Source organism: Streptomyces sp. NPDC016309 (genome assembly GCF_043077235.1).
In the GTDB taxonomy this organism is placed as follows: Bacteria; Actinomycetota; Actinomycetes; order Streptomycetales; family Streptomycetaceae; genus Streptomyces.
Window position 1 is genome coordinate 40638 of the sequence record NZ_JBIBSG010000003.1, and the last position, 12498, is coordinate 53135.

At 74.2% G+C, this 12498-nt stretch carries 12 protein-coding genes; 5 read left to right on the plus strand and 7 right to left on the minus strand.

The features are described 5' to 3' along the window. Window positions 1-103: 103 nt before the first annotated feature. Window positions 104-697: a TetR/AcrR family transcriptional regulator gene (locus ACF068_RS08045; RefSeq protein ID WP_392273324.1), complete on the minus strand. Its 594-nt coding sequence runs from the start codon at window positions 695-697 to the stop codon at window positions 104-106. An 82-nt stretch (window positions 698-779) separates the two neighbouring features. Here ACF068_RS08045 and ACF068_RS08050 point away from each other — a divergent pair, with 82 nt between their 5' ends. Further along, on the plus strand, window positions 780-2807 hold the full coding sequence (locus ACF068_RS08050; protein ID WP_392273325.1) for a protein kinase: 2028 nt from the start codon (window positions 780-782) through the stop codon (window positions 2805-2807). 113 nt (window positions 2808-2920) lie between these two features. Here ACF068_RS08050 and ACF068_RS08055 read toward each other — a convergent pair whose 3' ends face one another. The 3 genes from ACF068_RS08055 to ACF068_RS08065 all read right to left on the minus strand — a co-directional run bounded on the left by ACF068_RS08055 (window position 2921) and on the right by ACF068_RS08065 (window position 4801). After that, window positions 2921-3100, minus strand: coding sequence for a hypothetical protein (locus ACF068_RS08055; RefSeq protein WP_392273326.1), 180 nt, complete (start codon window positions 3098-3100; stop codon window positions 2921-2923). Between the two features lie 124 nt (window positions 3101-3224). Then, window positions 3225-4100, minus strand: coding sequence for an undecaprenyl-diphosphate phosphatase (locus ACF068_RS08060; protein WP_392273327.1), 876 nt, complete (start codon window positions 4098-4100; stop codon window positions 3225-3227). Between the two features lie 245 nt (window positions 4101-4345). Then, entirely contained in the window at window positions 4346-4801 is a 456-nt protein-coding gene (locus ACF068_RS08065) for a winged helix-turn-helix transcriptional regulator (protein WP_392273328.1), read from the minus strand. Between the two features lie 162 nt (window positions 4802-4963). On the opposite strand from ACF068_RS08065, the gene ACF068_RS08070 reads away from it, so the two are divergent. Then, complete coding sequence (locus ACF068_RS08070; RefSeq protein ID WP_392273329.1) at window positions 4964-6133, plus strand: thiolase family protein; 1170 nt, start codon at window positions 4964-4966, stop codon at window positions 6131-6133. A 95-nt stretch (window positions 6134-6228) separates the two neighbouring features. Here ACF068_RS08070 and ACF068_RS08075 read toward each other — a convergent pair whose 3' ends face one another. After that, entirely contained in the window at window positions 6229-6933 is a 705-nt protein-coding gene (locus ACF068_RS08075; RefSeq protein ID WP_392273330.1) for a TVP38/TMEM64 family protein, read from the minus strand. Between the two features lie 419 nt (window positions 6934-7352). Here ACF068_RS08075 and tuf point away from each other — a divergent pair, with 419 nt between their 5' ends. Together tuf and ACF068_RS08085 are read left to right on the plus strand one after the other, a co-directional pair. After that, the gene (tuf, locus tag ACF068_RS08080) at window positions 7353-8540 is read left to right on the plus strand and encodes an elongation factor Tu (RefSeq protein ID WP_392273331.1); all 1188 of its coding nucleotides are present in this window, start codon (window positions 7353-7355) and stop codon (window positions 8538-8540) included. A gap of 101 nt (window positions 8541-8641) precedes the next feature. After that, the gene (locus tag ACF068_RS08085) at window positions 8642-9487 is read left to right on the plus strand and encodes a spermidine synthase (protein ID WP_392273332.1); all 846 of its coding nucleotides are present in this window, start codon (window positions 8642-8644) and stop codon (window positions 9485-9487) included. Here ACF068_RS08085 and ACF068_RS08090 read toward each other — a convergent pair. Both ACF068_RS08090 and ACF068_RS08095 read right to left on the minus strand, forming a co-directional pair. Beyond that, window positions 9449-10765: an MFS transporter gene (locus ACF068_RS08090; protein WP_392273333.1), complete on the minus strand. Its 1317-nt coding sequence runs from the start codon at window positions 10763-10765 to the stop codon at window positions 9449-9451. The two genes, ACF068_RS08085 and ACF068_RS08090, sit on opposite strands and share 39 nt — an antisense overlap. A 57-nt stretch (window positions 10766-10822) precedes the next feature. Next, window positions 10823-11890, minus strand: coding sequence for a hypothetical protein (locus tag ACF068_RS08095; RefSeq protein ID WP_392273334.1), 1068 nt, complete (start codon window positions 11888-11890; stop codon window positions 10823-10825). A gap of 106 nt (window positions 11891-11996) precedes the next feature. Between ACF068_RS08095 and ACF068_RS08100 the strand changes: the two genes are divergently transcribed. Beyond that, on the plus strand, window positions 11997-12449 hold the full coding sequence (locus ACF068_RS08100) for a DUF4442 domain-containing protein (protein ID WP_392273335.1): 453 nt from the start codon (window positions 11997-11999) through the stop codon (window positions 12447-12449). Window positions 12450-12498 lie beyond the last annotated feature (49 nt).

Here is a 12498-nt window from a genome sequence, read left to right on the forward strand (position 1 = left end):
GCTTTCCGCCACCCGTGCCCGGCCGCTCCCCGCCGCCAGGCCCGGCCCCGCCCGTGCCCCCGCCGTCACGGCACCCGGACCCGCCGCCTCCGCCGGGGCGCCGTCATGGGGCCAGGGACCGCCAGATGCGCTCCGGCAGGTCCCGGGCGGCCTCGTCGAGATCGACGTCCTCGATGCCGGAGAGCCAGCGGCGGGCCACGGCGACGACCGGGCCGAGGGCCAGGGACTCGATCAACGGCAGCGGCAGTGGCGCGAGTTCGCCCGACTCGACACGGGGCTGTATCCACTGGGCGAAGGCCGAGAGCCGGGCCTCCTGGGTGTCGCGCAGCTCCTGGCCCCTGGCCATCCCGTGGCGGTCGGCCGTGGAGGAGTGCAGCAGCAGCGCGGCGGCCCGGTGTTCCCGGACGAACCCCAGGTAGGCCTCGACGAGGGCGCGGACACCCGCGCGGGCGCTGTCCGCGCCCAGGAGGGCGGTGGCCAGCTCCTCCAGCAGGCGCCCCAGCCAGCGGTGCGTCAGGGCCGCGACGAGGCCGTCGATACTGCCGAAGTGGTGGTACAGGCTGCCCAGGCTGACCCCGCTCGTCCGGGTGACGGCGGCGACGGTGACGCCCCGCTCGCCCTCGGCGGAGTAGACGCGCAACGCGGCGTCCAGGAGGAGATCGGCGGTCACCTCACCGCGTTGCTGCTTGGGGCTCACGAGGTTCCTTTCGGGGCTCCGTCCGGAGTAGATTTCCAGAGCGACTTTCTAGAAACTGATTCCAATATCGTACGGGGCTGACGTGGTGGAGCTGAGGGGGAGCGGCGCCGAGCCGCTGGAGACGGACGACCCGCGCAGGATCGGTCCGATCCCGCTGGCGGGCAGGCTCGGGGCCGGCGGCATGGGGCGGGTGTACCTGGGCGTCCATGAGGGCCGGTACGTCGCCGTCAAGCAGTTACTGGCCTCCGTGGTCGGGGAGGACGCGGACTTCCTGCGCCGCTTCGGGCACGAACTGGACAACATCGCCCGGCTGCCCGCCGGGGCGACCGCGCCGCTGATCGCCGGCGACCGTGCCGCGCGCCCGCCGTGGTTCGCCACCGCGTACGTCCCCGGGCTCACCCTGCGCGAGGCCGTCGAGCTGAACGGCGACCCCCTGCCCGCCCGGGCGCTGTGGCTGCTGCTCCGCGAGGCGGCCGCCGCCCTCGCGCCCGTACACGCGCTGGACATGGTGCACCGGGACCTCAAGCCGTCCAACGTCATGCTGACCCTGGACGGCCTCACACTGATCGACTTCGGTGTGGCCCGGGCCGCCGAGCAGAGCCGGCTCACGAGGACCGGCATGGTCGTGGGGACGCCCGCCTACATGGCGCCCGAACAGGCCTCCGGCTCGCGCCGGTTGAGCGGCGCCACCGACGTGTTCGCCCTGGGGTCGGTCCTCGCGTACGCGGCGTGCGGCCGGCCGCCCTTCGGCAACGAGTCGGGGCACGGGGTGCTGTATCGCATCGTGCACGAGCAGCCCGATCTGGAGCCGCTGCGGGAACGGGAGCCGGACCTCGCCGAGGTGGTCGCGGCCTGCCTGGACAAGGACCCGGACAGGCGCCCCACCGCCGCCGGACTCCTCGCGACCGCCGCCCGGCGCGGCCCCTTCACCGCCCCGCTCTGGCCGGAGGCCGTCACCGCGGTCCTCTCGGAGCGGGCCGCCTTCGCGGCGGACGTGCGGCGGATCGACGTACCGACGCTCCCGCTCACCAGCGGGCCGGACCCCGCCCAGGGCCCGGACCCCGCCCAGGGCCCGGACACCGCCCCGGACGCGGCCCCCGGTCGGGCGCCCGACCGAGCGCCCGACCGGAAGACGGAGCCGGAACCGGAGCCGGAGCGGGCGCCGGAACCGGATCGGGCGCCGAAGGCGGCGGCAGCGGCGCGGCCCGAACGCAGCCGCCGCACCCGCGTGCTGCTGGCCGCCGTCCCGGTGGTCGTGGTGGTGGGCGGTACGACACTCGCCGTCCAGCTCCTGCCCCACACGTCCGCGCCCCGCGCCGAGGGCCCGGTCTCGCCGTCCGCCTCCGCCCCGGCGCGGGGCGGGCCGCCCCCGTCGGCGGCGGGCGGGGCCCCGGCGGGCACGGCGTCCCCCGCGGCCTCGCCGGGCACCTCACCGGCCGGGAAGACGCCCGGCGGGGGCGCCGGGAGCGCCGGGGCCGTGCCGCCCGGAGCGGTCGCGGCGGGCGCGGCCGGTACGGCGGGCGGGGTCCCGGCCGGGGGCGCCGGGGGAGCCGGGTCCGGCGGAACGTCCCCGGCGTCCGGCGGATCGGGTACGAGCACCTCGGGCGGCTCCACGGCGACGTCCGGCGGCACGAGCGGCACCAGCGGCACGAGCGCCGGCGGCACCGGAGGGTCCGGCGGCTCCTCCACCAGCACGTCCGGCGGGTCCGGCACGAGCACGTCCGGCGGAGGAACGTCCGCGCCCCCGGCGTCCGGCACTCTCCGCTACCGCAACGGCGACAACGGCAGGTGCGTCACCCAGGTCTACGGCGCGGCCGACCACGGCAACTGCGCCGACTCGACCGCCCGGTGGACGGTGCGGAGCACCTCGGGCGGGAGCTTCAGGCTGGTCAACCAACAGACCGGCCAGTGCCTGTACTCGAACGGGCTGGGCCAGGCCGTCTTCGTGGGTGACTGCGCGCAGGACATCGGCCGGCTGTGGCGCAGCGGTTCGGGCGGCAGCCTCCGCAGCGACTACGGCGGCGGCTGCCTCGACCTGGGCATGAGCAGCGGACTGGTGACGAAGACGTGCGCGGGGGAGGCGTCGCAGCGCTGGACGGGACAGACCTAGGTCGTGTCCTGTCGGTCGGGCCGGGTCGGTGAGCGGCCTCCTCCGTCGTGCGACGCACGGCGGAGGAGGCCAGGCGTGGCGGCCTCTGGGGCAGGGCGGCCCGGCGGGTGGCCCTACGCGGCCCGGGCGATGTCGCCCTGTTGCGACGTCCGGGCCCACTGGACGACCAGGGCGCTGTAGATGCGCTGCTCGTCCTCCGAGAGCTGCCCGCCAGAACGCGCCCACAATTCACGGATCGCCGCGTTCAGCGCGTCGGCATCCGGGGTGGGCAGCTCGGCAGGGGATCGGGTCATGGCATCCAGCGTAGGCGGACCCTCCGCCGATCCCCCCACTCGTCGGCCACTTTGTGACGAAGCTCCCGAACGGTGTGTGACGAAGCTCGCGCCGCCGGGCCCCGTCCTCCGGGCGGGGGGACGGTCAGCCCGCCGACTCGCCCGCGTGCGGGCTGAGGACACCCATCCCCACCAGCGCGAGCAGCACCAGGCCCAGCAGGATCCGGTAGATCACGAACGGCATGAAGCTCTTGGTGGTGATGAACTTCATGAACCACGCGATCACCGCGTACCCCACGCCGAAGGCGATGATCGTCGCGAAGATCGTCGGGCCCCACGACACATGACCGCCCTCGCTGGCGTCCTTCAGCTCGAAGAGGCCGGACGCGAGTACCGCCGGGATGGCGAGCAGGAAGGAGTAGCGTGCCGCCGCCTCGCGGGTGTAGCTCATCAGCAGGCCGCCGCTGATCGTCGCGCCGGACCGGGAGACACCGGGGATCAGCGCCATCGCCTGGCACATGCCGAAGATCAGGCCGTCCTTGACGCCCAGGTCCCGCAGCGTCTTGCGCTCCGGGGCGGCGCGGTGCCGGCCGCCCTCCTCGACCCGGGCCGCCAGCCGGTCGGCGATGCCGAGCACGACGCCCATCACGATCAAGGTGGTCGCGATCAGCCGCAGGTCGCGGAACGGGCCCTCGATGTGGTCCTTGAGCGTGACGCCCAGCACGCCGATCGGGATCGAGCCGACAATCACCAGCCAGCCCATCTGGGCGTCGTGGTCGCCGCGCATCTCCTTGTTCGTCAGCGAGCGGAACCAGGCCGAGACGATCCTCGCGATGTCCTTGCGGAAGTAGATGAGGACGGCCGTCTCCGTGCCGATCTGGGTGATCGCCGTGAAGGCAGCGCCCGGGTCGTGCCAGCCCGCGAAGGCCGCGGTGAGGCGCAAGTGCGCGCTGGATGAAATGGGGAGGAACTCCGTCAGCCCCTGGACGAGCCCGAGGATGAGTGATTCGAACCAATTCATGGGGCTACGGCCGTCCCGAAGGTGCTCGTGCGGTCAATGGGGGGCGGCCGTTGATCGACGGCCGGTCGGTGCGCAGCGTACAGCCCTCAGATGAATGGACCGGTCACAGGACCCGGCCAGGGGACCCCGTCACAGGGCGACGGCCAGGACCCGGCCACAGGATCCGGCCGCGGGACCCGCCCCGGTCTCCCCGGGCCCGGGCAGGTTCCGGCCCCGTCTCCGCCGGGCCGGCTCCAGGGCCGGACTCAGGACTCGACCGGCCCCGCCGTGGTCCAGCCGGCAGCCCGCACGTGCGGGGTCAGGCCGTCGCCGTGGGCCTCCTCGCCGCAGTGGCGGCAGACCACGACCGGGTCGAGCCGGGCGCCGCAGGAGTGCTCGACCACGGTCGGCGGCTCGTCGTTGAGGTGCCGGTCGCCCCAGGCCATGAGGGTGAGCAGCACGGGATGGAGGTCGCGCCCGGCGTCGGTGGGGCGGTACTCGAAGCGCTGGGGGCGCTCGCTGTACGGGACCTTCTCCAGGATGCCCGCCCCGACGAGGCGGCGGAGGCGGGCGGTGAGGATGTCGCGCGGGGCGCCGGTGTTGCGGGCGATCCGGTCGAAGCGGCGTACGCCCAGGAACACCTCGCGCAGCACCAGCAGCGAGTACTTCTCGCCCACCAGCGCCAGGGTGTCCGCGATCGAGCAGGGGCGTGGGTCCTTCATGCGGCTCCTCCGTGCCGGCCACGGGGCTGTTCCCGGGTGGGTGTCCCTTCCGGCGGCCAGCCTAGAAGGCATGGGTTGGATTTCCCAACCCACTCAGCTATGTTACCGATGAGTGTTGGTCCAGTTTTCCAACTCACCTCCCGCGAGCGAGGAGCCGTACCCATGCGCGACGCCGTCATCGTCGAGGCCGTCCGGACCCCCATCGGCAAGGGCAAGAGGAACGGGGCCCTGGCCGGAACCCACCCCGTCGAACTGCTCTCCCACACCCTCCGCGCGCTCGTCGAGCGCAGCGGCATCGATCCCGTCCTCGTCGACGACGTCATCGGCGGCTGCGTCGACCAGGTCGGCGAGCAGGCCATGAACACCACGCGGTACGCCTGGCTCGGCGCCGGACTGCCCGACTCGGTGCCCGCGACCACCGTGGACCGCCAGTGCGGCTCCTCCCAGCAGGCCGTCCACTTCGCCGCCCAGGGCGTGCTCTCGGGGGCGTACGACATCGTCGTCGCGTGCGGGGTCGAGTCGATGAGCCGTGTCCCCATGTGGTCCAACGTGCCGCCCGGTGCCGACCCCTTCGGCCCCGGTGTCGCCGCCCGCTATCCCGAGGGCCTGGTCCCGCAGGGCATCAGCGCCGAACTGATCGCCGCCAAGTGGTCCATCGGGCGCACCGCGATGGACGAGTACGCGGTGACCTCGCACCGGCGCGCCGCCCGGAGCTGGGAGGACGGGCTGTTCGACGCCGAGGTCGCGCCCCTGGCGGACCTCCGGCGCGACGAGTGCGTCCGGCCCGGCACGACCACGGAGGTCCTGGCCGGCCTGCGGCCCGCGTACCACGACCCGGCCTTCGCCGAACGGTTCCCGCAGATCGACTGGTCCGTCACCGCGGGCAACGCCAGCCCCATCAACGACGGGGCGTCGGCCGTCCTCGTCATGGCCGGCGACACCGCCCGGGCGCTGGGGCTGCGCCCGCTCGCCCGGCTGCACAGCTTCGCCGTCACCGGCTCCGACCCGCTGCTGATGCTGACCGGGGTGATCCCCGCGACCGAGAAGGTGCTGCGCAAGGCGGGGCTCCGGCTCGACGACATCGACCTGTTCGAGGTCAACGAGGCCTTCGCCGCCGTCGTCCTCGCCTGGCAGCAGGAGACCGGCGCCGACCTCGACCGGGTCAACGTCCACGGCGGCGCCATCGCGCTCGGCCACCCGCTGGGCGCCAGCGGCACGCGGCTGACGACCACCCTCGTCCACGCCATGCGGGAACGCGGCGCGCGCTACGGCCTCCAGACGATGTGCGAGGCCGGCGGACTGGCCAACGCGATGATCCTCGAAGCGGTGTGACCCCCGGACACCGCACCCCGGCCCCCCGGCTCCCGCCCGCCGCCGCCCACCGACCACCGCCGGCCGGTGGGCCGGTGGGCCGGGCTGACGGCGGTCTAGCGGGCGCGCAGGCGGTGGCGCTTGCACCAGGCGACGGTCGCCGCGCCCAGCCCGCTCAGCACGATGAACCCCATGGCGAACAGGAAGGCGGGCGAGGTCGGCGACGCCGCCTCGCTCCCGGCCACCACGTACGCCGCCGTGTTGGGGACCGAACCCAGCCCCGTGGCCAGCAGGAACGGCAGGTAGCCCATCCGCGACACCGCGGCGCAGTAGTTGGCGGCGGCGAACGGCACCCCCGGGAACAGCCGGATCGCCAGCATGGAACGGAACCCGTGCCGGCTCAACTGCCCGTCCGCCGCCTCCAGCCAGCGCCCCCGCACCAGGGGCCGCAGCGCGTCCTGCCCCAGCACCCGGCCGAGCCCGAACGCGATCCCCGCGCCCAGCACCGTCCCGGTGACCGCCGCCGCGAGCCCCGCCTGTGAGCCGAACAGCGCGCCGGCCGCCAGGTTCAGGATCGGCCGCGGCACGAAGGCGGCGGTGCACAGCCCGTACGCCAGCGCGAACAGCACCACCGCGCCCGCGCCGCCGACCTGTGGCGGCCAGCCCGCCGACAGCAGCCGCTGTGGCTCGTACAGCACCACGGTCACCGCCGCCGACGCCAGGAGCGCGAGCAGTAGCGACAGCCGCGACCAGGGCGACAGCAGGACACGGGAGCAGCGGACGGCGAGACCGGCCTGGGGCCTGGTGACGGGGTCGAGCATCCGGGGAGACTAACCGACGCGGCCCGGTGATCGCCGTAACGCCCGCCTCACGTACGCGTCTCGCGCATCCGTAACGCCCGCCTCGCGCACCCGTCTCGCGCATCCGTAACGCCCGCCCACGGCCCCGCCCACCGCCACGGGCGCCCCAGGGGCACCGCCCTCCCGGGCGCCCCGAAAACCGGTCGACCACGCCCACCCGGCTGCGCCATGATCGGCCCATGTTCCGGTACGCCTTCCACTCGAGCCCGTCCGCTGTCGCGGACGCGCCGAAGGCTGCCGTCACCCCGGCGCTCCTGATCCTCGACGGCGCCCGAAGCTGACCCTCCCCGGATCGTCCGGCGGACCCCGCAGGGGGAGGGTCGGCCGGGCCGCGGGGTCCCCTCAACGCTTCGAGTTCCGGGAAGGAACCGCGAACAGCCATGTCCAAGACGGCGTACGTGCGGACCAAGCCGCACCTCAACATCGGCACCATGGGCCACGTCGACCACGGCAAGACCACCCTGACCGCCGCCATCACCAAGGTGCTCAGCGAGCGCACCGGCAGCGGCACCTCCTACGTGCCCTCCGACCGGATCGACCGCGCGCCCGAGGAGGCGCGCCGCGGCATCACCATCAACATCGCGCACGTCGAGTACGAGACCGACACCCGGCACTACGCGCACGTCGACATGCCCGGCCACGCCGACTACGTCAAGAACATGGTCACCGGCGCCGCGCAGCTCGACGGGGCGATCCTCGTCGTCTCCGCGCTCGACGGGATCATGCCCCAGACCGCCGAGCACGTGCTGCTCGCCCGCCAGGTCGGCGTCGACCACATCGTCGTCGCCCTCAACAAGGCCGACGCGGTCGAGGACGGCGAGGACGCCGTGCTCGCCGACCTCGTGGAGCTGGAGGTACGGGAGTTGCTCACCGCCCACGGGTACGGCGGGGACGCCCTGCCGGTCGTCCGGGTGTCGGGGCTCAGGGCCCTGGAGGGCGACCCGCGCTGGACGGGTGCCATCGAGGCGCTGCTGGACGCCGTGGACACCTATGTGCCCATGCCCGAGCGGTACGTGGACGCGCCGTTCCTGATGCCGGTGGAGAACGTGCTCACCATCACCGGGCGCGGCACGGTCGTCACCGGTGCCGTCGAGCGCGGCACGGTCCGGGTCGGCAACCGGGTGGAGGTGCTCGGCGCGGGCACGGAGACGGTCGTCACCGGGCTGGAGACGTTCGGCAGGCCGATGGAGTCGGCCCAGGCCGGTGACAACGTGGCGCTGCTGCTGCGCGGCGTCCCACGGGACGCGGTCCGCCGCGGCCACGTGGTCGCCGCGCCCGGCAGCGTGGCCCCGAGCCGGCGCTTCACCGCGCGGGTGTACGTCCTGTCCGGGCGCGAGGGCGGCCGCACCACGCCCGTCACGACCGGGTACCGGCCGCAGTTCTACATCCGCACCGCGGACGTCGTCGGCGACGTGCACCTCGGCGACGCGGCCGTCGCGCGCCCCGGCGACACGGTCACCATGACCGTCGAGCTGGGCCGCGACGTCCCGCTGGAGCCGGGCCTCGGCTTCGCCGTCCGCGAGGGCGGCCGCACCGTGGGCGCCGGGACGGTGACCGAGGTCCTGTGAGATCCGCTGCCCGCTCCCACCGGCGATCACCCCGGTGGGAGCGGGCGGGCCGGGCGCTCCCGGCCGCACGGGACGCCCGGGACACGTCCTACGCTGGTCCGATGGACGAACCGCTCCCCGTGCTCCGCGAGGTGGACCACGGCACCGCCAAGCTCATGCCCGACGTCGACCGCGACCGGGCCTGGCTGCTGACGGTCGACGGGGCGCCGCAGTCGTACGTGGACCTCGACGACCCGACGCACCTGGAGTTCGAGTACGCCCGGCGGCTCGCCCACGCCGTCGACTGCGCGGCGCCCGAGGGACAGCCGCTGGACGTCCTGCACCTGGGCGGCGGGGCGCTGACCCTGCCCCGCCGGCTGGCGGTGACCCACCCGGGCTCGCGCCAGGACGTCGTCGAGGCGGACCGGGGGCTCATCGCGCTGGTGGCCGAGCACCTCCCGCTGCCGCCCGGCTCCGGCGTCACCGTGCACGGCGCGGACGCGCGCGCCTGGCTGGAGGCGGCGCCCGAGCGGTCGGCGGACGTGCTGGTGGCGGACGTCTTCGGCGGGTCGCGGGTGCCCGCCCACCTGACGTCCCTCGCGTACGCGCGGGCCGCGGAGCGCGTGCTGCGCCCGGACGGGGTCTACGTGGCCAATCTGGCGGACGGCACGCCCTTCACGTTCCTGCGCTCCCAACTGGCCACCTTCGCCGCCGTGTTCGCTCATCTCGCCCTGGTCGCCGAGCCCGCCGTTCTGCGCGGGCGGCGGTTCGGCAACGCCGTGCTCGTGGCCTCGCGGCGGGAACTCGACACCGGGAGCCTGGCCCGGCTGACGGCCGCCGACGCCTTCCCGGCGCGGGTGGAGCACGGCCCGGCGCTGGCGCGGTTCACCGGCGACGCGCGGGTGGTGCGGGACGAGGACGCCGTCGCGTCACCCGAGCCGCCCGGCGGGGCCTTCACTATCGGCTGACGGTACCGGCAGGTCCGGCCGCGCGGTCACCCGCTTCGTACGCCGGGTCATGTTCCGTACGTCGGGGACCAGCAGCACCAGCGCCGTCGCCAGCACCACCAGGGCGGCGCACCCCCACAGCGCCGTGGACCGCCCGAACAGGCTCTCCGCCGGTCCGGCCAGCGCCGTCGACAGCGGCACCATCGCGGTCGAGCCGAACCAGTCGTAGGCGGACACCCGCGACAGCCGCTCCTCCGGGATCTCCTGGTGCAGCGTGGTCATCCACGCGACGCCGAAGACCTCCAGCGCGACACCGCACACGAACATCGCCGCGATCAGACCGCCCACCGGCAGCGGCACCGCCAGGGCGGCCGACGGCAGCGCCAGCGGGAAGACGCACAGGGTGCCGGCCAGCAGCAGCCGGCGCGGCTTCCAGCGCATCGCCAGCAGCGCCCCGCCGACGGTGCCGGCGCCGAACGCCGCGAGCGCCAGGCCCCAGGGCCGGGCGCCGCCCAGCCGGTCCTCGGCGACCAGCGGCCCGTACACCGACTCCGCCGCGGCGACCACCGCCACGACCACCGAGAACTGGGCCACGATCGACCAGAGCCAGGGCCGCCCGGTGAACTCCTCCCAGCCCTCGCGCAGGTCGGACAGCAGGCCGCCGCCGGGTGGGCGCTCCGCGATGTGGCCGACGTCGAGGAACGCGCGCAGCGCGCCGGCCACCGCGAACGCCGCCGCGTCGACGGCGAGCACCCAGCCGGGCCCGAACGCCGCGATCATCGCGCCGCCGAGCGCGGCGCCCCCGATGCCGGCGCCGTTCATCGCCATCCGGAAGAGCGCGAACGCCCGGCTCGCCTGTTCACCGCCGACGCTCGACATCAGCATGCCCTCGGCCGCCGGGCTGAAGAACGCCTGTCCGGTGCCGCACAGGCCGGTGAGCAGCATCATTTGCCACAGGTGCGGGTCGCCCGCCAGGACGAGCACGGCGAACACCGCCTGGGAGACGCAGTTGAGCGCGTTGGCGGCCACCATGACCCGGTGGCGCGGGAAGCGGTCCGCCACCGCGCCGCCTATGAGCAGGAACAGCACCAGCGGCAGCGTCCGGGCCGCCGCCACCAGCCCCACGTCCCCGCCGTCCCCGCCGGACTCCAGCACCGCGAACGCCGCCGCGATCAGGGCGCCGTGGGTGCCCAGATTGGTGACGACCGCGGCGGCGGTCAGCAGGGTGTAGTTGCGTCCGGCCCACTCGGGGCGCCGGGGACGCGGGCGCCTGCGGGGCGCGGCGACGGGAGTGCTCACCGGAAGACTATCCCCGGCACCGCCCCCCGACGCCAAACCGTTTCCGCTCAGGGACGGTCAGGACCCGCCGTCGGGCGCCAGCCGCACGGTGCCGAGGATCTTCTGGATCGTCGCGTCGTCCAGCTCGCCGGACACACCGGTGGCGCCGTACAGGACCCAGCTCACGAAGTCGCCCTTGGAGTTCTTGAAGGAGAAGGCGATGGACTTGCCGTCCGTGTCGCACTTGCCCTCCTTCTTGGTGTTCAGGGCGGTCGCCGTGGCGACGTGCCCGGTCAGCCCCGACTTCGTCGTGTACGGGACGGCCTTGGTGACCTTGACGGTCCCCTTGGGCTCGGTCTGGGCGTAGGCCGCCCACACCCAGTTGCCGGCCGTGGTGTATGCCGCCTCGGCCGTGTCCTTGGCCCCCTGCGCACCCTTGGTGCCGACCACGGCCAGCCCGGTCTCCTCCTGGCGGCCGTCCTTGTTGGCGTCCTCGGTGCACCACTTGCCCTTGTACTCGGCCGGTGCGGACATCACTTCTACCGAGCTGCCGTCCTTCTTCTTCTGGTCCTCGAACACGACGCTCGTCCCCGCGCCGATGACCTCCCAGTCGGCGGGCACGTCGAACTGGGTGCTGCGCTTGGGGTTGTAGACGACCTTCCAGCCCGGGACGGTGGGCTTGGCCGCGGCGGAGCCGGCCCGCGGGTTGTCGCTCGGCGACGGGGCGGGCGCGGAGGAGGTGGCGGTGGTCTGCGAGGGCTTGGGATCCCCGCCGACGGTCGTCTTCTTCTCGTCGTCGTCCCCGAGCACCAGGAACCCGGTGACGCCCGCGGCGACGATCACGGCGGTCGCCGCGACGATCGCGACGACGGTCGTCTTCCGTTTGTCGTCGGCGTCGCGCTGCGGCGGTACGGGCGGGCCGGGCACGCCGTACATCGGGGCCGTCGGCTGCTGGTACGGGTTGGGCTGGGCGTAACCCGGCTGCTGGCCGGACTGCGCCGGGTACCCGGGCTGCTGCGGCGGAGCGCTCGGCGGCGGGGTACCGGGCTGCTGGTACGGGTTGGGCTGCTGGTACCCCGGCTGCTGGTACGGATTCTGGTCCTGCGGGTTCTGCTCGCCCCCGGGCGGCTGCTGTCCTGGCCACATGGCGAGTAACCATAGAGGGACGGGGTGACGGGTGCCACGTCCGCCCCCCGGCGCCCGGCTCCGGGGGAGGGTTCCCGCGCTTACTACTGCCTGGTAACTTCGGCTCATGTCCGAGACCCAGCCGAACATCGGCGACATGCTGCTGGCCACCGTTCCCATGGCCAAGACCCTGAACCTGGAGGTCCTCGAGGCGACCGCCGAGCGCGCGGTGCTCCGCCTCCCGGACCAGGACGCCTTCCACAACCACGTCGGCGGCCCGCACGCCGGCGCGATGTTCACCCTCGGTGAGTCCGCCAGCGGCGCCATCGTCATCGGCGCGTTCGGCGACCAGATGAACCGGGCCGTACCGCTCGCCGTCAAGGCCGAGATCGGCTACAAGAAGCTGGCCATGGGCCCCGTCACCGCCACCGCCACGCTCGGCCGCACCAAGGCGGAGGTCGTCGCCGAACTGGACGCCGGACAGCGCCCCGAGTTCCCGGTGCACATCGCGATCACCCGCGAGGACGGCGCGGTGACGGGTGAGATGACCATCACCTGGACGCTGCGCCCCCACTCCTGACGCGCACCGCCCCGGTCGCGTACTGACGCGCACCGCCCCGGTCGCACGC